This is a genomic window from Ilumatobacteraceae bacterium, from assembly GCA_033344875.1.
Classification (GTDB): Bacteria; Actinomycetota; Acidimicrobiia; order Acidimicrobiales; family Ilumatobacteraceae; genus Ilumatobacter.
The window spans coordinates 3,422,155-3,445,136 of the sequence record JAWPMO010000001.1 but is presented as its reverse complement, the minus strand read 5'-3'; the positions used below and the strand labels follow the sequence as shown (position 1 = coordinate 3,445,136).

The 22,982-nt window shown below is 67.6% G+C and carries 18 protein-coding genes; 12 read left to right on the top strand and 6 right to left on the bottom strand.

Going from position 1 to position 22,982, the window contains the following annotated elements:
* Positions 1 to 4: 4 nt before the first annotated feature.
* From R8G01_16240 to R8G01_16225, 4 genes are all read left to right on the top strand, one after another.
* Entirely contained in the window at positions 5 to 337 is a 333-nt protein-coding gene (locus tag R8G01_16240) for a hypothetical protein (protein ID MDW3215550.1), read from the top strand.
* Between the two features lie 167 nt (positions 338 to 504).
* Positions 505 to 1,785 carry a collagen-like protein gene (locus R8G01_16235; GenBank protein ID MDW3215549.1) on the top strand — a complete coding sequence of 427 codons (1,281 nt, stop codon included), beginning with the start codon at positions 505 to 507 and terminating at the stop codon, positions 1,783 to 1,785.
* A gap of 210 nt (positions 1,786 to 1,995) precedes the next feature.
* On the top strand, positions 1,996 to 3,075 hold the full coding sequence (locus tag R8G01_16230) for a TauD/TfdA family dioxygenase (protein ID MDW3215548.1): 1,080 nt from the start codon (positions 1,996 to 1,998) through the stop codon (positions 3,073 to 3,075).
* A gap of 33 nt (positions 3,076 to 3,108) precedes the next feature.
* Positions 3,109 to 3,582 (top strand): rhodanese-like domain-containing protein, encoded by a 474-nt coding sequence (locus tag R8G01_16225; protein MDW3215547.1) that lies wholly within the window; start codon positions 3,109 to 3,111, stop codon positions 3,580 to 3,582.
* Here the strand turns inward: R8G01_16225 and R8G01_16220 are convergent.
* Positions 3,574 to 4,113, bottom strand: a complete 540-nt coding sequence (locus tag R8G01_16220; GenBank protein ID MDW3215546.1) for a TetR family transcriptional regulator — start codon at positions 4,111 to 4,113, stop codon at positions 3,574 to 3,576. The two genes, R8G01_16225 and R8G01_16220, sit on opposite strands and share 9 nt — an antisense overlap.
* Positions 4,114 to 4,408: 295 nt before the next feature.
* Between R8G01_16220 and R8G01_16215 the strand changes: the two genes are divergently transcribed.
* Positions 4,409 to 6,556: a hypothetical protein gene (locus tag R8G01_16215; GenBank protein ID MDW3215545.1), complete on the top strand. Its 2,148-nt coding sequence runs from the start codon at positions 4,409 to 4,411 to the stop codon at positions 6,554 to 6,556.
* Between the two features lie 63 nt (positions 6,557 to 6,619).
* Here R8G01_16215 and R8G01_16210 read toward each other — a convergent pair whose 3' ends face one another.
* Positions 6,620 to 6,802 carry a hypothetical protein gene (locus tag R8G01_16210; GenBank protein MDW3215544.1) on the bottom strand — a complete coding sequence of 61 codons (183 nt, stop codon included), beginning with the start codon at positions 6,800 to 6,802 and terminating at the stop codon, positions 6,620 to 6,622.
* Positions 6,803 to 6,894: 92 nt separating this feature from the next.
* Here R8G01_16210 and R8G01_16205 point away from each other — a divergent pair, with 92 nt between their 5' ends.
* On the top strand, positions 6,895 to 8,745 hold the full coding sequence (locus R8G01_16205; protein ID MDW3215543.1) for an NAD-binding protein: 1,851 nt from the start codon (positions 6,895 to 6,897) through the stop codon (positions 8,743 to 8,745).
* Between the two features lie 283 nt (positions 8,746 to 9,028).
* Here the strand turns inward: R8G01_16205 and R8G01_16200 are convergent, their stop codons facing one another.
* On the bottom strand, positions 9,029 to 9,745 hold the full coding sequence (locus R8G01_16200; protein ID MDW3215542.1) for a hemolysin III family protein: 717 nt from the start codon (positions 9,743 to 9,745) through the stop codon (positions 9,029 to 9,031).
* 438 nt (positions 9,746 to 10,183) lie between these two features.
* Between R8G01_16200 and R8G01_16195 the strand changes: the two genes are divergently transcribed.
* Positions 10,184 to 10,339, top strand: a complete 156-nt coding sequence (locus R8G01_16195; GenBank protein ID MDW3215541.1) for a hypothetical protein — start codon at positions 10,184 to 10,186, stop codon at positions 10,337 to 10,339.
* A 129-nt stretch (positions 10,340 to 10,468) separates the two neighbouring features.
* Positions 10,469 to 12,820 (top strand): hypothetical protein, encoded by a 2,352-nt coding sequence (locus R8G01_16190; GenBank protein MDW3215540.1) that lies wholly within the window; start codon positions 10,469 to 10,471, stop codon positions 12,818 to 12,820.
* Between the two features lie 70 nt (positions 12,821 to 12,890).
* Here R8G01_16190 and R8G01_16185 read toward each other — a convergent pair whose 3' ends face one another.
* Genes R8G01_16185 through R8G01_16175 form a run of 3 tightly spaced genes read right to left on the bottom strand, consistent with a single transcriptional unit; the run spans position 12,891 to position 18,342 of the window.
* Complete coding sequence (locus R8G01_16185; GenBank protein ID MDW3215539.1) at positions 12,891 to 14,681, bottom strand: DUF3556 domain-containing protein; 1,791 nt, start codon at positions 14,679 to 14,681, stop codon at positions 12,891 to 12,893.
* 5 nt (positions 14,682 to 14,686) lie between these two features.
* On the bottom strand, positions 14,687 to 15,595 hold the full coding sequence (locus tag R8G01_16180) for an ABC transporter ATP-binding protein (protein ID MDW3215538.1): 909 nt from the start codon (positions 15,593 to 15,595) through the stop codon (positions 14,687 to 14,689).
* Positions 15,592 to 18,342, bottom strand: coding sequence for a branched-chain amino acid ABC transporter permease/ATP-binding protein (locus R8G01_16175; protein MDW3215537.1), 2,751 nt, complete (start codon positions 18,340 to 18,342; stop codon positions 15,592 to 15,594). The genes R8G01_16180 and R8G01_16175 overlap by 4 nt, the downstream gene beginning before the upstream one ends.
* 324 nt (positions 18,343 to 18,666) lie before the next feature.
* Here R8G01_16175 and R8G01_16170 point away from each other — a divergent pair, with 324 nt between their 5' ends.
* The 4 genes from R8G01_16170 to R8G01_16155 all read left to right on the top strand — a co-directional run bounded on the left by R8G01_16170 (position 18,667) and on the right by R8G01_16155 (position 22,978).
* The gene (locus R8G01_16170) at positions 18,667 to 19,998 is read left to right on the top strand and encodes an ABC transporter substrate-binding protein (GenBank protein MDW3215536.1); all 1,332 of its coding nucleotides are present in this window, start codon (positions 18,667 to 18,669) and stop codon (positions 19,996 to 19,998) included.
* Between the two features lie 152 nt (positions 19,999 to 20,150).
* Entirely contained in the window at positions 20,151 to 20,864 is a 714-nt protein-coding gene (locus R8G01_16165) for a GntR family transcriptional regulator (GenBank protein MDW3215535.1), read from the top strand.
* 10 nt (positions 20,865 to 20,874) lie between these two features.
* Entirely contained in the window at positions 20,875 to 22,161 is a 1,287-nt protein-coding gene (locus R8G01_16160; protein MDW3215534.1) for an acyl-CoA dehydrogenase family protein, read from the top strand.
* Positions 22,162 to 22,237: 76 nt separating this feature from the next.
* Positions 22,238 to 22,978, top strand: a complete 741-nt coding sequence (locus R8G01_16155; protein ID MDW3215533.1) for an SDR family NAD(P)-dependent oxidoreductase — start codon at positions 22,238 to 22,240, stop codon at positions 22,976 to 22,978.
* Positions 22,979 to 22,982: the final 4 nt, after the last annotated feature.

Genomic DNA, 22,982 nt, shown 5'->3' with positions numbered 1-22,982 from the left:
TGCCATGTCGCACCACCCCGCTGCCGCCACCACGTCGCACACCTCGGCGCCCGAGCTTGCACTCATCGAGCGCCGACTGCTGGAACAGGCCGAACGGGGCGAGCGCCAGATCCTCGAACTCGAGTTGATCCTGGTCGACACCGACACGATCCAGGAGGATCGCAACAGCGCCCGGGCCGTATTGGGTTCGATCCGCGCCGACGTGATCGAGATCCGGCGCGCTCTCGCCCGCATCGAGGCCGGCACCTACGGGCGCTGCGTCACCTGCGGCCGTGCGATGCCGGACGAGCGCCTGCAGATGATTCCGTTCGTCGCCCGCTGCGCCGGTTGCGCATGACGCGTGCACCGAGCGCCACTCCGCGAGGGCGCTCGACATCCGTCGGGCTGCCGACGCGCGGCCACGCCTGATCGGGCACCGGCGGGGACGAGTCTGCCCGTTCGAACACGCTGCGCGGTAGAGTCGCCACTCAACGCAGTATCCCCCTACCAGACTCGAGGCCACACATGCGTACACCTTCCTCCTGGCGACTCGGTACGGCCGCCGTCGTCGCCGCACTCGTCGCGACCGCCGGCGTCGTCGCAGCGTCATCGGCCTCATCGCCGTCGGCCGCTCCGTCGGTGTTCAACCCGGCCGACCCGTGCCGACTGCTCGACTCCCGAGACGCGGGCATCGCCGGAGGCTGGCTGCAGGCCGATCAGACGCGAACGATCGCCGTCGCCGGGAACTGCGGGGTACCTGCCGCGGCCACGGCCTTGTCGGTGAACCTCACCGCGATCCTGCCGACCGAGCCCTCCTTCGTCACGTTGTACCCGGCCGGCGCGAGCCGTCCGATCGCATCGACGATGAACGTCGGCCCGGAGATCCCCGTCCTCGCGAACTCGACGGACGTCCGCCTCGGCACCGACGGCATCGCGCTCTTCAACCTCGCCGGTTCGATGGACGTCATCGTCGATGTCCTCGGCTGGTACTCGCCCGGGTCGGGCGCACCGGGCCCGCAGGGTCCCACCGGCGCGACCGGCGACACCGGACCAGCAGGACCCACCGGACCCGAGGGTCCCACCGGCGCGACCGGCGACACCGGACCAGCAGGACCCACCGGACCCGAGGGTCCCACCGGGGCGACCGGCGACACCGGACCAGCAGGACCAGCAGGACCGGCCGGACCCACCGGGGCGACGGGCGACACCGGACCAGCAGGACCAGCAGGACCAGCAGGACCGGCTGGGCCCGCAGGGCCGACCGGACCCGCAGGGCCGACCGGACCCGCAGGGCCGACCGGACCCGCCGGCGCGACCGGTGCGACCGGCGCGACCGGTCCCGCAGGACCCGCCGGAGGCGCGATGACCCTGAAGGACGCGAACGGCGTCGAACTCGGCATCATCACCTCGCTGCCGGCCGAGAGTTCCGTGGTCGAGATCTACACGTCGACCGGTCACGTCCTCGGCCTCAACTGGGACGGCACCATGTCGCCCTCGCAGATCTACTACACCGGCGGGGGCTGCACCGGCACGGCCTACCTCAACTCCGGGTGGGAGCAGGCGCCCCCGACGTGGGCCGGCGGCGTCGTCTACTCCGGGTCGCTGAACACCCTCATGGCCATCGACAATGCCGACGCGAACGGGTTGTCGCCCAACGTCGCCTTCACCAAGACCGGGTTCGACAACCCGACCTGCGGCACGACGTCGGGAACCAGTCACGGCTATCTACTCACCGCTGTGACACCAACGGCCGTCGGACTGCCGGCCTTCCCGGTCGCGACACCGCTGTCGATCAGCACGGACTGACCAACCAACCACCTTGCGCGGCCCGAGCCGGTTGCCGCAGCAGGATGCCGAAGGGGTTCGCGTCACCGGACGCGGACCCCTTCGGCGTTTCTCGCGACCTCGTCGAGCGCCGGCCGAGTCGGTGATCTCCCCGGACGATCAGAGGTCGGGAGCTCCCGCTGCGGGCACACACCGCTCGACAATCGTTCGTTCTGGTCTTATTGTCAGACCATGAGTTCGATCGACCCTCAACCAGTCACCACATCGGCAGCGTGGCGAGGTGACGAGCTGGGCGCCGGTTCCGAGTGGATCTATCGACTCGGAACCGATCAGGTCGCTGAACTCGAACAGCTCGGGCAGCGGTTCGTTGCCGACGATCCCGACCTTCGGTACGTCCAGGCAGCGGACTATCCACTCGCCGCATGCGCCGACGGCCTCGCCCAGTGGGCGGCCGACGTCGATTCGGGACGAGGCTTCGTCCTGGTGCGCGGGCTGCGAACCGAGCTGTACTCGGATGCGTTGTCGGCTGCGATCTACTACATCCTCGGTCTCCATCTCGGTGAACCGATGCACCAGAACAACCTGGGCGACCTCGTCGATCACGTGTACGCCACCTCCGACAAGACGATGGACGACCCGACCGCGCTGTCGGCCCGGGTCCGTGACGTGCTGCCGTTCCACTCCGACAGCTCGGATCTCGTGGCGCTGATGTGTCTGCGGCCGGCCCGTATCGGTGGTGCGTCGTGCCTGGTGTCGGGTGCCGAGATCTACAACGAGATTCTTCGCCGTCGACCGGACCTGGCGCCGCTGCTGTTCGAGCCGTTGCATTGGGATTGGTACCGCCAAGACCACAACGCTCCAGCCCGTACCTACACCTCACCGATCGTCAGCATCACCGACGGCGTGTTCAGCATCTATGCCGGCGCGCTCTACGTGAAGACCGCCCAGGACTACCCGGAAGTGCCACGTCTGCGGCCCGAACAGCTCGAACTGCTCGACCTGTTCGACGAGATCGCGATGGAACCGGGCATGGCTGTCGAGATGGACTTCCGGCCGGGCGACATCCAATGGTTGTCGAACTACGCCGCGCTCCATTCGCGCGCGTCGTTCGTCGACTGGCCCGAACCACAGCGCCGCCGCCATCTCCTCCGACTCTGGCTCCGCCGTGAGGGAGGCCGCCCCATCGCCCCGGGATTCGGGAAGAACGCCGTGGTGACCGGCCGGGATCGCACCGACATCAATCCGGACGACGATCGCAACGGCGACAACTTCCGGATCGGCACCGCGGCCGTGCCTCGACTCGGATCCTGAGCAACACACTCCCATCGCCGTACGATTCACACGATGACGTCATCTCGCGCACTGCTCGCCGTGGTGCTCACCGCAGCGACCACACTCGCCGCCTGCGGGGGAAACGACACCGGCGCCGAGACCGCACCAGCCGACTCGACCGCAACGGTGCAGGGCAACGACACGGACGTCGCCGACATCCGTGTCGTCGCGCCCGAAGTTGCGGCCCGCACCATCGCCGACGCGCCCGACGACCTCGTCATCCTCGACGTTCGGACTCGAGAGGAGTTCGACGACGGGCACATCGAAGGTGCCGTGATGCTGGACTTCTACCGAGACGACTTCGCCGACGAACTCGCGAAGTTCGACCCGACGAGGCCGTACGTCCTGTATTGCCGCTCCGGCAACCGCAGCAGCCAGGCCCGCGCAATCATGGCCGACCTCGGTTTCGAGTCGGTCGAGGACATCGACGGTGGAATCGTCGGTTGGCAGGAAGCAGGCCTCCCGGTCGTCACCGCCTCAGGCTGAACCCGGCGTCCCGTCGGGCACGACCGGATGACGGGCGTCGGCACCGCTGTCGTGGCGAAGTGCAGTTGCCATCTGCATCTGCATCTCGTACAGGCGCGCAGCGTCGCCGGGCTGCAGTCCGAGCACGTTGCCGAACAGGATGACTCCGACCGTCGCAGCGAGCACGAGTTGAGCCAACAGCCGAGCATCGTCATCGGCGATTCCCATCGCGACGTGAGCCGCGGCCATGGCGTCGACCAACGGAGTCTCGGCGCGATCGGCGAATGCCTCAGGGTGGTTCGCGACGAGCCAGTTGAGCAGCTGGACGACCTGCTCGGCACGGGGATCGATATGGCCCGACTCGGTGAGCATCCGACCCGTCGGCGCAAGCTGGCGGACCAGTTGTTCGAAGACCGCCTTGAACAGCCCCGCCTTGCCGCCGAACCAGGCGGCCACGAAGCGGTGATGGTGCCCGGACCGCTCAGCGACCTCACGCACGGTGATGTGTTCGACCGGGCGGTCGGCCAACAACTCCAGGGTCGCGTCGATCATGTTCGCCATTCCGTCGGCGCGGGGCGTGGCCCGCGTGCGCGGGGGCGGAGAATCCTTTCCGAAGTTGCTCAAGTCCGTCTCACTTCTCGCCGAGTAACCACCGGATACTCAAACCGGAGGAAGATCGTTGCACCGCCCCACTGTCTCACGTACCACCCACCCGGCGCGGCCATCTGCGTTGCGTCGCGGATTGGTGCTGTCCACGATGGTCGGCCTACTGGCGCTCACAGCGGCAGCGGTCCCCTCGAGTTCGGCGAGCGCCGCGTCGTGGACGGTGACGACACTCGATGACGTCGTGGACGCATCCGACGGCCTGCTGTCCTTGCGCGAGGCGGTCACCTCTTCCGCCAACGGCGACACGATCACGTTCGATGCAACCTTGTTCCCGGCCGACCACCAGGTGCTTCGACTGAACTCGCAGATCACGCCCGGGCGGCACATCACGATCGAGGGACCCGGTTCGGACCTGCTGACGATCGAGGGCAGCCGAGCCGACGTGGCGCTCACCTCGTACAGCGCCGCCGGCGGCGTCGTCACGTTCGTCGGCGCCGACACGATTCCCTTCGCCGCCGGTTCGTACATTGCGATCTCCGGCGCAGCGAGCCCCCTCGCCGAATTCGTCCTGATCGCGTCGGTGTCCGGCAGCGAGTTCACGATCTCGGGGACATCGGTACCCGACGCCCCTGCGACCCCGCTCGCCGACGTCGTCGCGACCGGGGCCGACGGGGCCGCCTACAGCGCGTTCGCCTGGAACGGCAACGTCTATCCGACGTTCGAGGGCATGACAATCGCGAACTTCTTCGCCGAACGTGGTGGCGCAATCAACATGCGCAGCGGCGGGGTGACCATCGACGACGTCGTGATGTCCGGCAACGTTGGATACGGCAACTACTGCGGCGGTGCGATCAAGGCCGATCGCAGCAACATCGTCGCGACGAACTCGCGCTTCGAGCGGAACGTGGCGCGGTGCTTCCCGGCGATCGCGATGGGCGATGGCAACGGCAACACGATGTCGATCTCCGACTCGGTCTTCATCGGCAACATCGCCGCATCCAGCGCCGCTGTCGGCACCTACCTCCCGGCGACGATCTCGGCGTCGGAGTTCTCCGACTCCGTCGACATGCGGGGGAATCCGCGACCAGGACTCCTGATCGCGGGCATCGGGATGCCCACGAGCGTCACGAGTACCGACTTCATCGGCGACAGTGTCGCGGTCGCCAACAACAGCAGCGTCCTGCTCGACGACGTCACGATCGACGCTCCCGACGGCGTGACCGGCCTCACGCTCGACAACACCCTGGCGACGATCACCGACAGCACGATCGACAGTTGTACCCGCACCGCGTCGGTCGCGATCGCCCAGGTATCGGGAACGACGTTCTCGATGTCCCACGGGTGTTCGGAGGTCACCGGGCCCAGCGCCGAGGTGCAGACGTACTCCCGCACGTCCGGCGTCGTCACGCTGACGACCCGGAGCGCACACGGGCTGACGGTCGGCGAGACCGTGCGGGTCTGCGGTATCCAGGCGATCATCGCGACGGCCTGGCAATTCTGCTCGTACACCGCCGAGGTGCTCAGTGTGCCCGACGCATCGACCGTCACGTTCGCTCACGCCGGCGGGGACGTCGGCCCGACCATCCCGGTGTCGGAGGCAGCTCGCCTGACCGTCGTGTTTCGAGACGCACCGCTCCCGGCCGAACCCGAGATCACACCGTCGACCACCACGACCACCACGAGCACCACGACCACGACCGAGCCGTCGACCACGAGCACCACGAGCACCACGAGCACGACCGAGCCGTCGACCACGAGCACCACGAGCACCACGACCACGACCCCGACCACGACCGAGCCGTCGACCACGACGACGAATCCGGGCTCGTCGACGACCTCGACCCCCGGTGCCACGACCAGCAGCCCGACGACGGACCCCGGCACCACCGGTGCGACCACGACGACCACGACGACCGCGACGACCGCGACGACCACGACGACCGGCGATCGCGGTACGGGCGCCACGATTGCTCCCCCACCGCCTCCGTCGGCGGGCTTCGGCCCGAGCCAATCCGGCGCCGCCGGACACGCATCGGTGCAATCAGGTGAGACGATTGCAGTCGTCGGCTGGGACTTCCAACCGGGTGGATCGGTCGAGATCTGGCTGCGCTCGACACCGATCCTGCTCGCGACCGTCAACGCTGACGGGAGCGGCAACCTGAACGCAGTCGTGACCATTCCGATGGCAGCGACCATCGGACAGCACCACATCGTGCTGGTCGGCGACGACGCCGAAGGATCACCGAGCGAGGTCGAACTGCCCATCTCCGTCATCGCCAGCGTCCTCCCATCGACCGGTGGTGGCGGCAACTCCACGACGATCAGCCTGGCAACGCTCGTGCTCGCAGCAGGTGTCGCCTGTGTGGGACTGACGCGCCGACGGATCTGACGCCCTCGCCACGGGGGTGACGGGCCGGCGCGCGTCGACGGACGCAACGCCGGTTCCAACTTCTCACCGATCGGCTTGGCTGTTCGCGATCGCATCGGTGCTGGTCATGCCGGTCACCTCCGGCGTGGTGATCGGTGGCGCTGCGCTCGCCTGCGACGGGCGGGCGACGGGCGGAAGGCGGCCGGCCGCCGGCCTCGACGAGCAACCCCGCACGACCTGGACGCTCCATCCCGGCGACAACGACATCACTGCATCATCGCCTGACCGATCGAGGCCCGCTCGGTCGGCGCTCCGGGTCATCGACGCCCGGCATTCGGATCTCCGTGGGGCATGTCATCATGGGTCGCCATGGACGTGTTCACCACCCCGCGTCGGCCGCCACCGTGCTGAAGTCGTTGGGGGTGATGGTCGCCCAGCTGAGCGGACGGGCGAGCGACGTGTCCTCCAATGAGCGGATCTCGGGCGACGAACGGGCCCAGCTCTCGATCCGACGCGCCGAGTGGCGTCGCCGGTACAAGACCGTGCTCGTGCTCGCGCTCGCCTTCGTCGCGATGGTGTCGCTCTTCTCCACCCTGTTCCACGAGCTGATGGACTACGAGGGTCGTTCCTACTCCTGGGCCACGAGCGTCTACTGGACACTCACCACGATGACGACGCTCGGCTTCGGTGACATCACGTTCGAGTCCGATCTCGGCCGCATCTTCTCGATCGTGGTCCTGCTGTCCGGCTCGACCTTCCTGCTCGTCATGTTGCCGTTCGTGTTCATCCAGTTCGTGTTCGTCCCGTGGATGAACGAACGGGACCGGCGACGGGCGCCGCGTTCACTGCCCGCCACGATCGAGGGGCACCTCATCCTCACCTCCATGGGGCCGGTCGAGCAGGCGCTGGTCGAACGATCCGACCAGGCGAAGGTGCCCTACGTCGTACTCGTCGACGACCTCGACGTCGCCGGCCGCCTCCACGACGAGGGTCGACGCGTGATGGTCGGCGAACTCGACGACCCGGAGACCTACCGCAGCGCGCGCGTGGCGAGTGCAGCGATGGTGGTCGCGACCCGCAACGACCCGACGAACACCAACATCGCATTCACCGTCCGCGAGATCGCACCCGACACCCAGATCCTCGCGACCGCCAACTCGCCGGCGTCGGTCGACATCCTCGAGATCGCCGGCGCCGACCACGTGCTCCAGCTCGGCGAGATCCTCGGGTCGGCGATGGCGGCGCGCACGCTCGACATCGGCGGGACGAGCCACGTGATCGGTGAGTTCGTCGGGTTGAAGATCGCCGAAGCGGGAGCTGTCGGCACCGCGATGGTCGGCAAGACACTGAGTCAGCTCGGTCTACGCGCGCGGCTGGGGGTCGGGATCATCGGGGTGTGGGATCGAGGCGAGTTCTCGATCGCGAACGGTGACATGGTGATGCAAGATTCGATGATCCTGCTCCTGGCCGCGACCGACGATCAGCTCGCAGCGTTCGACGCCGAGTACGCCGTCCACTCCGCCGACGCACGACACGCCGTGATCGTCGGCGGTGGACGGGTCGGCCGGGCGATCGGGAGCACGTTCGATCGAGAAGGAGTGACCTACGCGATCGTCGAGCAACTCCCCGACCGCGAGCGGCCGGGCGTCCGATACGTGATCGGCGACGCAGCGGACCGCTCGGTTCTCGACGAGGCCGGGCTCGAGGAGGCCGGCGCCGTGCTGATCACGACCCATGACGACGACGTGAACGTCTATCTGACTCGCTATTGCCGCGGGCTGCGTCCCGATGTGAGGATCGTCTCGCGATCACGCCTCGATCGCAACGTCAGCACGCTCTACCGGGCCGGAGCCGACTCGGTGCTGTCGTACGCCGGCACCGGCTCCGCTGCGATCTGGAACCACTTCCGCGGCGACGAAACGCTGCTCGTTGCTCAGGGACTCCACGTGTTCCGAGCCCCGGTCCCGAAGGCGCTCGCCGGCAAGACGCTCGCCGACGTCCACCTGTACCGACGCACCCAGTGCAACGTCGTCGCGGTCGACCATGGCGACTGGGTCGAGGCCAACCCCGACGCTCGCCAACCGCTACCGGCCGACGGCGAGCTCGTGCTCGTCGGCACCGATGTCGCCGAGTCCAGCTTCACCGATCAGTTCGGTACGGAGCGGCGCTGGGTGCGCCGTCGTGCGAGCACTCCCCCGTCACATCGGTGATCCTGAGCCCTCCCACGGTGGCTGCGAACCGGGTCGAGACCGGCACCGACAGGCGAACCAGGACCTGTGCACCCACGAGAGCCGCGGACGTGGCCTCAACCCGTGCCGGCGTCGGACACGGTCGTGGTCCGATGTCGCGCGGGGAGCAACGACGCGGTGCACCCCTCACATGTCCACCAGCCGATCAGCTCCATCGGGTGAGTCCCGGGTTCGACGGGGAACGCCATCCGGCACCTCGCGCATTGTCGCTCGACGGCTTCGGGCCGGGCGTCATCGGCGGTGGTCACGTCGCCACGGTCCACACCGCCGCGAAGTGGAGGCCGGCGGCGGCGATCGTGAACGCGTGCCACACCTCGTGGTACGAGAACGTCTCCGGTCGCAGCGTCGGCCACTTGCGTCCGAACCCGATCGCGCCGACCGTGTAGAGCACCCCACCGCCGAGCAGCAGACCGACGGAGACCGGTCCGCCACGCTGCCACACCGCCGGGACGATCGCGACGCCGGCCCAGCCGAGCGCGATGTACATCGCTGCTCCGAACCGGCTGGAGCGGTGGAAGCTGAAGATCTTGAACGCCGCCCCGACCGCCGCCGCGCCCCAGATGACGATCAGCAGGGCGATCGTCGGCCCGGCACTGAAGCTCGACATCGCGAGCGCACTGAAGGTGCCCGCGATCGCCGCGAAGATCGTGGCGTGATCGGCGCGACGCCACGCCGCACGTCCTCGGATGGTGTGCACGTAGCGGTGGTACGTCGTCGACACGGCGAGCATCGAGCACAGTCCGGTGGCGTAGATGATGACCGAGGCGCGAGCGTCGGCAGCGCCGGACTCGATCGTGAGCAGGACGAGCATCGGAATCGCCACCACCAGCGCGAACAGATGGAGGCGGCCGCGCCACGAAGGCCGGCTCGGCGAACCGAGCGGTGCGTCGAGCAGCAGCGCGTCGGTTAAGCGCGGCGTGGTGGACGGGAGGAACCGCGTGACCCCTCGTGTGTCGCTCACGCCGCTCGTCGCGTTTCGACCGTGACCCGAGCGGGGTCGACCGCGATGCTGCGCGCCCACGGGAGTCGGATCGCGACGCGCCCGCGGCGGCCGCGGACTCGCGGCGACCAGACCGCTGCGGCGGCCGTCTGACCGGTGACGGTCGGAACCGACCGCGAGATGGGAAACGAGTGGACGTTCATGTGACTCCTCGAGCCGTTGGCTCAGGTCGAGGCGTCGGGCCTGCACCGGGCGACAGCGCTACGGCCGTCCCGCCCAGACAAGGCGACTCATCCCAAGGGCTTCATCGTACCTCTGTTCGCGGCCTCACACCCCGCGGTCCGAAGATGTCACCGAGGTGACCGTCGACCCGGTGGCCCGAGTGGCCCCGCAGAAATGGTCCGTTCGACCATCCATCGAACCAAGGAGCATTCAGATGCCATTCCCAGGACGGTCATCGTGGGTGTGGTCGGAGCAGCGGGGTTGGGTCGGCTGCTGCAGGAGCACCTCGTCGCCCGCGACGACGCCGCGGTGCTCGGTGCCATCGGTGCACTCGTCGTGCTCACGTTCGCGATCGACACACTGAGCGCCGGCATCCGCCGCGCGTTCGGGTGACCCGTGCCCCACGCCGCGCCTGGACAAAGCCCGCCGGCATTGCGGAAATCGAACCGAGCGCGTTCGACTACGTTCGTCCGGATGTCAGCCCCATCCGATGTCATTCGTCCCCCCACACGGGCGCAAGGCGTGCGCCGACCGGTCCTGGTCGTCGCCGCCCTGGTCCTGGCCGCCACGGCCGTCCTCGCGGGCAACGCACCCGAGGCCGACGCGGTCGGCGACGCCAACCTCGTGCCGATCGTCCCGGCGCGGTTGATGGACACCCGCATCGGGCCGGGACAGGAGACGATCGACGGACTGTTCGAAGGGATCGGTCAAGTCGACGCCGGCACGCACGTCACCCTCTACGTCGCCGGCCGCGGCGGTGTCGCCGACAACCCCGCCGCCGTGATGCTGAACGTGACGGCCGTCGCACCCGAGACACTCGGGTTCCTGACCGTCTATCCGTGCACCGCAGAAGTGCCCGTCGCATCGCACGTGAACTACTTCGCGGGCGACATCGTGCCCAACTCCGTGATGGCCAAGGTCTCCGACGAGGGCACGGTGTGCGTCTACTCGCTCGCGACGACCGATGTCATCGTCGACGTCACCGGCTACGTGCCGGTCGGCGGTGCACCGATCCCCGTCGAACCGGCGCGATTGCTCGAGACCCGTCAGCCACCCGGCAACGAGACCGTCGACGGTCAGTACGCGGCCTACGGCCGACTCGACGCCGGTGGCATCGCCAAGTTCAAGGTGTGGGATCGCGGCGAGGTCCCCGTCGGGACCGAAGCCGTGTACCTCAACGTCACCGCGATCTTCCCCGACGCACCCGGGTTCCTCACGGTCTATCCCTGCACCGACGAGGTCCCCGAGACGTCCAACGTCAACTACGGGCCGGGCGACGTCAACCCGAATGCGGTGCTCGCCACCGTCTCCGACGACGGGTTCGTCTGCATCTTCTCCCTCGCTCCGGCCGATGTGATCGCCGATGTCAACGCCTACGTGCCGCCGGGCGGCAACCGTGTTGCGATCGAACCCGCCCGCTGCGCCGACACGCGACCCGACGGAGTGACATTCGACGGTCTGTTCCAGGGCGACGGACGGTTCGGGCCCGACGAGGTGTACGTCGTCGACATCGGTGGCCGCTGCAACATCCCCGACGACGCCACGGCCGCCTATCTCAACGTCACGGCCGTGCTGCCCTCCGCCGCCGGATTCCTCACCGTGTGGCCGTGCGACGCCGATCGGCCGACGACGTCCAACGTGAACTACGGGCCGGGACAGATCCAACCGAACGGCGTGCTGTCCAAGGTCAGCCTCGATGGCGAGGGACAGATCTGCATCTACAGCCTCGCCGAGACCGACGTGATCGTCGACGTCAATGGCTACGTGCCGGCGGCAGGTCTGTTCGGCATCGCGGAGATCTCGGCCGGGTACGAACAGACGTGTTCGCTGATGACCGACGGCGCGGTCTGGTGTTGGGGCGAGGCCGGGCATCTCGGCGACGGCACCAACGTCCGCCGCTACCAGCCGCAGCCGACCACGATCACGAACGCCACCCAGGTCGTCTCGGGATGGTCGACGGTGTGCGCCGTGCTCGACGACGGCACCGCCAGGTGTTGGGGCGAGAACTCACGCGGCCAGCTCGGCGACGGGACCGACGACGGCAACGGTACGACGACACGCCGGTTCTCGCCGGTCGAGGTCACCGGTCTGACGGGGGTCACCGACATCTCCACGTGGTACCGCCACAGCTGCGCCATCGCCGACGGCCCCGGATCCGGCGTGTGGTGCTGGGGACTCAACACGTTCAACGAGCTGGGTGCCGGGCTCGCGTCAGGTGTCGAACGCACCACGCCGATCGAGGTCGTCGGGTTGCCGGCGGAACGGACCGCCGTCGACATCGAGGTCGGCAGCGCCATCTCGTGTGCCACGCTCGACGACGGCACCGTGTGGTGCTGGGGCAACAGCTCTCGCACCGGCGGGAGCGGTTCGAGCGGGCCCGCAGCTGTCGTCGGCGTCGATTCGGCGGTCGACCTCGCGGTCGGCGACGGCCACGGGTGCGTCGTCATCGATGGCGGCAGCGTCCAGTGCTGGGGGTCGGCGGGCTCAGGCCAGCTCGGCAACGGCGACAAGACGAACAGCGCGCTCCCGGTCGACGTGACCGGCGTGAGCGACGCCGAGTCGATCAGCGCCGGACACGCGACCGCGTGCGTCACACTCGGCGACGCCACCGCACAGTGCTGGGGTGAGAACGGCAACGGTCAGGCCGGTGACGGCACCCCGACCTCCGACGGCGAACCGACGCCGGTGGATGTCAACGGCGCCGCCCAGCCGATCGTGTCGATGCAGACGGGTTACGGCTATTCGTGCGCCGTCCGCGAGGACACCTCGGCCGTGTGCTGGGGCGGCTACTCCCACTGGCCGCTCGGCACGGAGGTCGAGGCGCCGATCGCGACGCCCGAAGTGGTCGGCAGCGGCGACCACACCACCGACTGAGCGACGCAGCGCTCGTCACCCGACCGGGCTCCGAGCCGCCGTCACGCGGCGGCTCGGAGCGGCCGAGGGGTCACCGGCCGCCGGTGCCCGGGTGCGGCACGCCCTGCGGCTCATAGTCCTCGAGCCGCCAGGTGACGGTGTGCGGGATCGGGCCGTTCGGGAGCCACGGTTGCTCGTGGTAGGCGTCGTCGTTGTGGTACCAGCCCTTCTCGACCGTGCCGAGGGCGGCATCGATCACCCGGTACTGGACCTTCTTGCTGAACGCCGGCTGCGACTCGGTGAACACGGCGACGACGTCACCGGGCTCGTACTCACAGCGCTCCTGCCACGCCGCGATCAGTCGCTCGTCGAGACAGTGACCGTCGCCGAAGTTCCAGCCGGTCAGCACGTTGCTCAAGAACTCACCCTCACGCTGGATGCGATCGTCGAGACTGTCGACGTGGCACATCAGCCCGGAGATGTGCATCCGACCCATCGGATGCATCATCCGGAACGCCACGGCCTTCTGGATGAAGATCTCCGAGATCTCCTTGCCGAACAGCGGCTCGAGCTGGTCGATCTGGTTGTCGGCCGCTTTGACGATCTTCTCGTTGATGCGGTCCTCGATCTCCTTGTTGCGGAGCGAGAAGGTGGCGGACGCCCAGTTGCCGGCGTACTGCTTCATCCCGACCAGGAACGACACGTACTGCGGGCGGAGCGCACCGAGGACGATCGGGAACAGCGCGACGCCGACCACGACCGCCAGGAGCAACGGATCCATGTCGCCGACGCCGTAGCCCTCACCGGCCTTGAAGTTGCCGAACAGGAACGCTGCGCAGAACATGAAGAACACGTTCCACTCCAGCGGCACGGCGAGCGGGAACGTCGAGATGATGAACGTGTGGAGCGCCCAGATCGACACGATCGCGATCCAGGTCATCCAGGGCCACGGCGAGAAGAGCAGCACGAGCGGCATCACGATCTCGCAGGTGGTTCCACCGATGTGCGCCATCAGGTGCGTGATTCTCGATGGCCGGATGTCGTTGGGATAGTCCTTGACCGTCGCCTTGCGGAACTTGTCGGACGTCACCCACGGCGTGTTCTGCACCATGATCGAGACCGTCGAGGAGAACCCGTGCTGGAGCTTCGAGAACCCGGCACCCATCCACACGACGACGATGAAGATCTTGGCCGCGACGATCATGTCGACGAAGTTGGTCATCAACCCGAAGCAGAGCAGCGTCGGCACGTACTGCTCGGCGCGTGACGACAGGAACACCACCTTGTCGCGCAGCCCCATCGTGATGATGAGTCCGCAGTAGATGAGGATCGCCCACTGCGGGAGCATGCCGGCACGACCCTCGGGTAAGCCTTCGACCGGATCGCCCGACAGGAACAGCAGCAAGATCAGGCTCGCCAGGATCAGCTTGTAGATCCCGGTGTCCCATGGGGTGCGACGGCTGCCCTTCGTGAACGGCACGTGGTTCGGGTACGGCGGCACCCGGAGCGTGTCGTTCTGCCACCAGTACAGGATCCCGCCGATCGGTGGGTCGAAGTGGAACGCCAGGGGGCCGCACGTGGCCGCGAGCCCCATGATCTCCATCAGGATCGTCCAGATCATCAGCTTCTGGTAGAGGATCGGTTCGTCCCACCAGCCGCCGATGTCGTTGAACTCGAGTCCGGCGGTGAACGCACCCGCGAAGATCAACCCGAACAGCGCGTAGAGGAAGATCTTCCAGGCGTAGAAGGTGCCCGTCTGTTTCGGCGTGCCGAAACCCTGCTCCACCCAGTGGAGCTGCAGCATCTTCATCCGTTCCATGAACGGGATCTTGGCGAACTCGTCGAGATCGACCGGGGGGAGTTCAGCGGTGCGGTAGCCCATGTCAGTTACTTCCTTGCTCGCATCGACCGGTCACGCCGAACGCGCTCGATCTCCAAGTAGTGGTCATCATCCTCTTCCCTCCTGGTGGAGACGATTCGTCCGGTCAGTCGCGCCAGCTCGCGTTCACGAACCCGCAGACGTCGCCATGCCTTCTTCTTGTCTTTCCGGCGCTTGTGTTCGATGTGGTCTTCCTCGGTCTCGGAGGTGCCGCGCAGGTACGCCTCCTCGATCTCGTCGAGTCGTTCGATCGCCTCGTCGGCCGGGAGTTCGAGCAGTACCTGTCCGCGCGCCATGAGATACATGCGGTCGGCGTACTTGAGCGCCTTGCGCGCATGCTGTTCGACGATCAGGGCACCCGTGCCGTGGTCGTCGGCCGCGGTCCGGACCGCTCCGAGCAGACGGTCGACGATCTTCGGCGCGAGCCCGAGCGACAACTCGTCCGCGAGCAGCAGCTTCGGGTCGAGGCTGAGCGCCCGTGCGAGCGCGAGCATTTGCTGCTCACCGCCCGAGAGCATCCCGCCGCGGACCGACAGCCGCGGCTCGAGCTCGGGGAACAGCGCGAGTGCCCGTTCGACGTCGCCGCCGCCGATCCGCAGGTTGTCACGCGCTGACATCTTGGTGAAGACCAGGCGCTCCTCGGTGACCAGGCCGATGCCGTTGCGCACCCGCTGGTACATCGGTGTGAACGTCGGCACGTTGTCGAACAGCACGATGCCGTCGACCGGCGCCAGCTCGCCGGCGATGGTGAGCAGCGTGGTGGTCTTGCCGGCGCCGTTCGGGCCGAGCAGGCACACGACCTCGCCGCGCCGCACGGTCAGGTCGACCTTTCGGACCACCTCGCGACCCTGATAGCCGGCCTTGAGGTTGCGGGTCTGCAGCAGCGGTCGCACCACCGGTGAGAGTTGGGTGTTCACGACGTCCCTCCGATCGTCGACACGGTTCGATCCGACTCGTCGATCTCGACCTCGTCGTCGTGGTCGGTCTCGTCACCGAGGTAGGCGGCGATCACGGCCGGGTTCGACTGGACGTCCTCGGGCACACCCGAGGCGATCTTGGTGCCGAAGTCGAGGACGATCACCTCGTCGCACACCCCCATCACGAACTCCATGTCGTGCTCGACCACCAGGATCGCCATGCCCCAGTCGTCGGCGAGGCGGCGGACGACTCGGGCCAGTTCGGCGCTCTCGGCCGAACTCAGACCGGCGGCCGGTTCGTCGAGGAGGAGCACGCTCGGGTGCATCGCAACGGCGCGGGCGATCGCGAGCAGTCGTCGCTTGCCGTACGACAGATCCTTCACGTCGCGGTGGAGATCCTCGTCGAGCTGGAACTCCTTGATCGCCCGGACGACCTCGGGTGGGAATGGCGGGTTGACCGGCTGCACGAGGTCGCGAAGATACGAACGGAGGTCCTGCGGGTCGGCGGCCACGCTGAGGTTCTCGAACACGGTCGAGTCCTCGAAGAGTTCGAGCGACTGGAACGACCGGGCCACACCCGCTCGCGCCCGTCGCGTCGCCGACTGGTTCGAGAGGTCGACGTCGTCGAGCATGACTCGGCCCTCGGCCGACGTGAAGCCGCTCAGCGCGTCGATCAGCGATGTCTTGCCGGCACCGTTCGGACCGATCAGGCCGGTCACCCGTCCGGGCTCGACCCGGTGGGAGACGTCGTTGACCGCGACCACCGCGCCGTAACGGACCGTGAGGCCTTCCATCGACAGCGTTCGTGGTGGCACCTTGACCAAGTGGCCGTCCTCGGGCATCGGCGCAGCGACGTCGGCGAGTTCGATGATGTACGAGCGCCCCCACTTGCGGGCCTTCTTGAAGAACCGGAAGATCTTCACCCACTCGGCGGCGACACCGTCCTGGTAGGCGAGCACGGTGAGGAGGATCGCGATGCCGCTGATCAGCTGGATCCACTTGCCGACGCCGCCCCAGGTCGATTCGAGGACCTCCTGGTTGACACCGGCCGTCGCCATCAACGCACCGACGAACGCACCGAGGAGGTGGCCGACGCCACCGACCAGCGCCAAACCGACGTAGGTGACCGACGTGAAGTTGGTGAACGACTGGTAGCTGATCGAGCTGAGACGGAACGCCAGGAGGATGCCGCCCAACGCCGCGATCGCAGCGGCGAACGCGAACGCGAAGAGCTTGGCGGCCATCACGTCGATGCCCAGCGCAGCGGCCGCGCGCTCGTTGGTACGGACCGCGATCAGGCGACGACCACTCCGGCCGCGTCGCACGTTCGAGATCACCCACACCGCCAGCAGCGCCATCGCGAGCGTGAAGATGCCGTAACGAGCCGGATGGTTGATCGAACCGATGTCGAAGCCGAACAGATCCGGATTACCGACCTGGGTGCCCTGCACCCCGCCGGTGTAGTCCCGGTTCCGGAACAGCATCAGTTCCATCGTGGTGCCGAGTCCGAGCGTGACGATTGCGAGGTTGATGCCGCGGGTGCGCACGGCCGGCAGCGCAAACGCCAGACCGAGCGGCACGGCGGCGGCGACACCGGCGACGAGACCGAGCAGGAACGGGATGTCGTAGACCGCGACGAGCCGACCGGCGACCCAGGCACCGAATCCGGCCATCGAGTACTGCGCGAGGGAGAGCTGTCCCGCGTAACCGGTCAGCACCACGATCGACAGCAGCACGATCGAGACGCCCAGCGACACCGTGATCGCGTCGACCCACTTGGCCTGCTTGGTGAGCATGAGGAAGATGACGACCAGCGACCCGAAGATCGTCCAATCCCACGACATGCGACCGTTGCCGATCATGGGCAACTCCCGCAGGAAATAGTCGCGCAGCGGCAGCGACCGTCCGCGGAGGACCAGGAACACGATGATCACGAGGAACGGCAGCGACGGGCCGAGTCCCTGCTGATCGACGAAGCGACCCACCAACGTCTGGCCGACCCCGAGCCCCACACCGGCGGCGGTGGCGATCGGGAACGACCGGAAGTCGGCGACGAGCGCCGCGGCCAGCGCGGCCAGCACGAGCGAGGTCATCGACGTGACCTGCAAGGTGATGATCGGCACGACGAGGATGCCGGCGAAGGCGGCGAGTGCCGAACCGAGCGACCAGTTCAACACGGCGATCCGGTTGGGTGACACGCCAACGGCGGACGCCGAGCGCTCGCTCTCCGACACCGCTTCGGTCGCGAGACCGAACTGGCTGGATCGGTAGAGCAGCCACAAGCAGAATGCCGACACACCGGCGATGCCGATCAGGATGAAGCGGTCGACGGTGATACCGACGTCGCCCCACAGGGTCACCCGGTCGGTCGGGAGCCAGCTGTCGACCTGACGTGGCGCCGAGCCGTAGCGGATCACGACCCCGGCCTGGACCGTGATGAGCACACCGAGCGTGGCGATCACCCGGACGAGTGAGCTGGCGCGCCGAAGGGGGCGCATGATCACCCAGTGGGTCAGTGCACCGAGCAGCGCCGAGAGCGCGACGCCGACGACCGCCGCGGCGACGAACGGCCAGCCGTGCTCGTACTGGAGTTCCCACTGCACGAAGACCCCGGCGATCGCAGTCGCGCCGAGCGAGAAGTTGAGGACGCCGGTGCCGCGGTAGATGACGATGAGGCCCTGCGAGCCGAACGCGTACAACGCTCCGACCCCGAGCCCCAGCAGCGCGAATCTGATGACTTCGTTCATCTTCCCCCTCGGTCGATGCGAATTCCCCCACACCGGTGCGATCTCCGATGCTGAAACATCGGATCGCTCGGCGCGTGGCGGGACAGTAGCGCGACATTCGAACGCGATCCAATCGAAGCGGAAGCCGCACGCCTGAGCGATGAACGGGCCAATGCAGACGAATGCCGACGTTCTACGTCGAGCGGCAGATCTCCAACAACATCGGATGTCCAACTGGCGAACATCCGATGTTTGTGTTCAAATGACGTCTGGCACACAGGGGGTCGTGTCGATGCAACGTCGGTCGACTTCGCACGCACATCCACATCAAGGGGGAACCAACCAATGTCCAGAGGACCTGCCCAGCGCACACGTTCGTTGCGGGCCATCGTCGCTCCACTCATCGCCCTGGCGCTCGTCGCTTCGGCGTGCGGCGGCGACGACGACACCGCCGAACCCGCCGACGACACCGCCACGGCCGGCGACTCCGCCGAACCATCCGACGACACGACGGATTCCGGTGACTCCACCGCCGAGTCGACCGGTGACTCGACCGAGCCGACCGGCGAACCGCTCAAGGTCATGACGGTCACCACGCTCAACGCCGCCGGACCGACCTACCAGAACATCGCCAACACGGCGAACCTCTACCAGGACTTCATCAACGCCCGGGGCGGCATCGCCGGCCGGCCGCTCGAGGTCACCGTCTGCGACGAGCAGTTCGACCCGGCGATCGCCACGACCTGCGCCCGCCAGGCCGTCGAGGAAGGCATGGTCTCGATCGTCGGCTCGTTCACGTACTTCGCCGAGAGCATCGTCCCCGTCATCGCCGAATCGAGCATCACCTGGTTCGGCGCGTGCTGTCCGATCACACCGGCGGAGCTCACCAGCCCGTACTCGTTCAACATCGGCAACCAGCCGATGTACGCGGTCGGCGAGGTGAAGAAGGCGGTCGAAGACGGTTGTGAGAGCATCAACGCCGTCATCATCGACGGTGCGCAGGTGTTCATCCCGCCGATGGAGAACGCGATCACCGCGCTCGGCATGAGCTTCGGCAACACGATCATCCTGCCCCCCACCGCGCAGGACTACTCGGCCGAAGTCGCCCAGGCCACCACCGATGCCGACTGCGTCGTCGCCGTCATCTCCGAGACGCCCTACATCACGTGGAACACCGCCTGGGCCCAGTCGGGTACCGAGGCCCGGCAGTACGGTCCGCAGGGCAACCTGAACGAAGTGTCCGCCAAGGGCGCCGAAGAGGCCACCGACGGCGACATCATCGTCGGGATGTACCCCGACATCTCGACCGAGCCGTGGGCTGAGTACCGCCTGGCGCTCGACGAGGGTGGCATCGACACGACGGCGTTGGACTACAACTCGCTCGGCGGCATGGGCACGTGGGCCGCGTTCGTCGGGTTCACCCAGATCGCCGAGACGATCGACGGTGACATCACCGCCGAGTCGTTCTACAACGCGGCGAACACCACGTCGAGCCTCGACCTGAACGGCATGGTGCCGGTGCTCGACTTCACGCAGGAGTGGACCGACGGCCTCGAGGGGTACAACCGCCTCTTCAACCGGAGCGTGGTGTACAGCCGGCTCGAGAACGGCAAGGTCGTCCCGATCGACGGCGAGTTCGAGGACGTCAGCGCACTGGCGACCGGCGACGCCGGCTGATCCCGATGATGTCGAACGACCCGCCGCAGCCCTCGGGGTGCGGCGGGTCGTTCACGAATGGGACTCGGAGCCGATGACGCTCCCACGACCCAACGAGCACGGAGCGTTCCATATGGCACGCTGGGCGGCGATCACGAGACGGGAGAAGTGGCATGGGCGTCACCACGAGAGCGATTGACAGCATCCGGCAGATGATCGGATCCGGCCAGCTGCGTCCGGGCGACCGGCTGCCACCCGAGCAGGAGCTGGCCGACCAACTCGGCGTCTCACGCGGCTCGCTGCGCGAGGCCGTGCGGGCACTGAAGCAGATCAACGTCCTCGACGTCCGCCGCGGCGACGGCACCTACGTCACGAGCCTGGCACCCAGTGAGCTGCTGTCGGGTCTGTCGTTCGCGATGGAACTGCTCCAGACCCACGGCGTCGACGAGGTGCTGGAGGTTCGTCGGATGCTGCTCCCGTCCGCCACGGCGCTCGCCGCCCAGCGCGTCACCCCGGAGCAACTTGCCGGGATGCACGCGGTGATCGACGAACTCGAGGCCGCCACCGACCCCGCCGAGGTCGCACGCCTCCAACGACGGTTCCAAGCGCTGGTTGGTGACGCGACCGGCAACGAGACACTCAGCTCGATCCTCTCCGCGATCCAGCTCCGCGACGAGAACCTCCGACGCGCCTGGCTCACCTCTCCGAAGCGACGAGAAGTGGCGCTCGCGCACGACCGCATGCTGCTCGATGCCTTCGAACGCGGCGACAGCGAGATGGCACGTTCGATCGCCACCGTCCGCGTCGACACGCGCGAACAGTGGATCGAGAGCCTCCGCGCCGGAACGCACACCCCCGACCCCCCGATGGCGACCAACGAACGGTGAACGACACGTGATGGCAACCGACACGACGACGGGCCCGACGCCCATGGACCTGGGTGAGAACGCCCGCACGCGCGAGCTGCGGGAGCGGCTCGAGGCGTTCATGGACGAACACATCTATCCGAACGAGGCCCGCTACTTCGCCGAGTCGGCGGAGTTGGGCCCGTGGGCGGTGTGGCCGGTCGTCGAGGAACTCAAGCCGCTCGCACGCGAGGCCGGTCTGTGGAACCTGTTCCTCCCCGACAGCGAGCACGGACCTGGCCTCACCAACCTCGAGTACGCGCCGCTCTGCGAGGTGATGGGCCGCTCACACCTCGCACCTGAGGTGTTCAACTGCTCGGCGCCCGACACCGGCAACATGGAGGTGCTCGCCCGCTACGGCACGCCGGAGCACCAGGAGCGGTGGTTGCGACCGCTGCTCGCCGGCGAGACCCGCTCGTCGTTCGCGATGACCGAGCCGTTCGTCGCGTCGAGCGACGCGACGAACATCCAGAGCTCGATCGTGCGCGACGGCGACGAATACGTGATCAACGGCCGCAAGTGGTACACCACCAACGCGACCGACCCCCGGTGCGACGTCATCATCTTCATGGGGAAGTCGAACCCCGACAGCACCGATCGTCACCGGCAGCAGTCGATGATCCTCGTGCCGAAAGACACACCGGGCGTCGACGTGATGCGTCCGCTGCCGGTGTTCAACTTCTACGGCATGCCCGATCGGGCCTCCGAGGTCGACTTCGTCGACGTGCGCGTGCCGGCGACCAACATGCTGCTCGGCGAGGGGCGCGGGTTCGAGATCGCCCAGGGTCGCCTCGGCCCGGGCCGCATCCATCACTGCATGCGGCTGATCGGTCTGGCCGAGCGGGCACTCGAGATGATGTGCCGGCGGACCCAGCACCGGGTCACCTGGGGCCGTGCGGTGTCCGAGCAGTCGGTGACGCTCGAACGGATCGCCGAGTCGCGGATCGCAATCGAGCAGACCCGCCTGTTGACCCTCAAGACCGCCCACCTGATGGACACGGTCGGCAACAAGAAAGCCCGCAGCGAAATCGCGATGATCAAGATCGCCGCGCCGACGATGGCTTGCAAGATCGTCGACTGGGCGATCCAGGCGTTCGGCGGTGCCGGCACCAACAACGACTTCGGCCTGGCCGCCGCCTACGCCACCGCCCGGCTGCTGCGCCTCGCCGACGGGCCCGACGAGGTGCACCGCAACCAGCTCGGCCGGTACGAGCTCCGCCGCCACGCCGACCTCGGGCCGATCGAACCCCACATCGAGTACACCCCGGACTGGGCGTGAAGCCGGTGCATCCGGCCTCCGACACGACCGCCGACGCTGGCCGCGGCGGCGGCCTCGTCCCTATCATCGGAACACCATGAGCACCTCATACGACTTCAGCGACCGCACCGTCATCGTGACCGGCGGCGGGCGGGGCATCGGGCTGGCACTCAGCCGATTCTTCGCTGCCGCCGGTGCCACCGTGGCGGTGGCCGACGTGAACGAGCAGGCACTCGCCGACGTGCTCGTCGGCGAACTCGACGACGCGATCCCGCTCGTCGCCGACGTCGCCGATTCCGAGTCGGTGAACGCCGCGGTCGACCACGTGCTCGGCGTGACCGGCCGCATCGACATCGTCGTCAACAACGCCGGGATCCTGCGCGACCGTGTGGTCTGGAAACTGACCGACGACGACTGGCAGGCGGTGCTCGGCGTGCATCTCACCGGCACCTTCAACCTCACCCGTGCCGTCGTGCCGACGATGCGCGAACGCGGCTACGGCCGGATCGTGAACGTCACCTCGTACACCGGGCTGCACGGCAACATCGGTCAGGCCAACTATGCGGCCGCCAAAGCCGGCATCATCGGGTTCACCCGCACCACCGCCAAGGAGTTGGCGGGGTTCGGCATCACGGTCAACGCCATCTCGCCCAACGCCGAGACCGACATGGTCGCCTCGATCCCTCCCGACCGCCTCGCCGAGCTGCAGGCCGAGATCCCGATGGGACGCTTCTCCGCACCCGAGGAAACCGCACCGCTGGTCGGGTTCCTCGCCTCCGAACAGGCGGGCTACATCACCGGCGTGGTCGTTCCGGTCGACGGCGGACTGTCGATTTGAGCAT

What these genes read in the sequence shown, in the direction of transcription:
- R8G01_16225 (MDW3215547.1), top strand. Translation starts at nt 3,109, where the DNA reads ATGACGTCATCTCGCGCACTGCTCGCCGTGGTGCTCACCGCAGCGACC.
- R8G01_16205 (MDW3215543.1), top strand. Translation starts at nt 6,895, where the DNA reads ATGGGTCGCCATGGACGTGTTCACCACCCCGCGTCGGCCGCCACCGTG.
- R8G01_16185 (MDW3215539.1), bottom strand. Translation starts at nt 14,681, where the DNA reads ATGGGCTACCGCACCGCTGAACTCCCCCCGGTCGATCTCGACGAGTTC.
- R8G01_16220 (MDW3215546.1), bottom strand. Translation starts at nt 4,113, where the DNA reads ATGATCGACGCGACCCTGGAGTTGTTGGCCGACCGCCCGGTCGAACAC.
- R8G01_16165 (MDW3215535.1), top strand. Translation starts at nt 20,151, where the DNA reads ATGGGCGTCACCACGAGAGCGATTGACAGCATCCGGCAGATGATCGGA.
- R8G01_16210 (MDW3215544.1), bottom strand. Translation starts at nt 6,802, where the DNA reads ATGTCGTTGTCGCCGGGATGGAGCGTCCAGGTCGTGCGGGGTTGCTCG.
- R8G01_16155 (MDW3215533.1), top strand. Translation starts at nt 22,238, where the DNA reads ATGAGCACCTCATACGACTTCAGCGACCGCACCGTCATCGTGACCGGC.
- R8G01_16175 (MDW3215537.1), bottom strand. Translation starts at nt 18,342, where the DNA reads ATGAACGAAGTCATCAGATTCGCGCTGCTGGGGCTCGGGGTCGGAGCG.
- R8G01_16170 (MDW3215536.1), top strand. Translation starts at nt 18,667, where the DNA reads ATGTCCAGAGGACCTGCCCAGCGCACACGTTCGTTGCGGGCCATCGTC.
- R8G01_16240 (MDW3215550.1), top strand. Translation starts at nt 5, where the DNA reads ATGTCGCACCACCCCGCTGCCGCCACCACGTCGCACACCTCGGCGCCC.
- R8G01_16160 (MDW3215534.1), top strand. Translation starts at nt 20,875, where the DNA reads ATGGCAACCGACACGACGACGGGCCCGACGCCCATGGACCTGGGTGAG.
- R8G01_16235 (MDW3215549.1), top strand. Translation starts at nt 505, where the DNA reads ATGCGTACACCTTCCTCCTGGCGACTCGGTACGGCCGCCGTCGTCGCC.
- R8G01_16230 (MDW3215548.1), top strand. Translation starts at nt 1,996, where the DNA reads ATGAGTTCGATCGACCCTCAACCAGTCACCACATCGGCAGCGTGGCGA.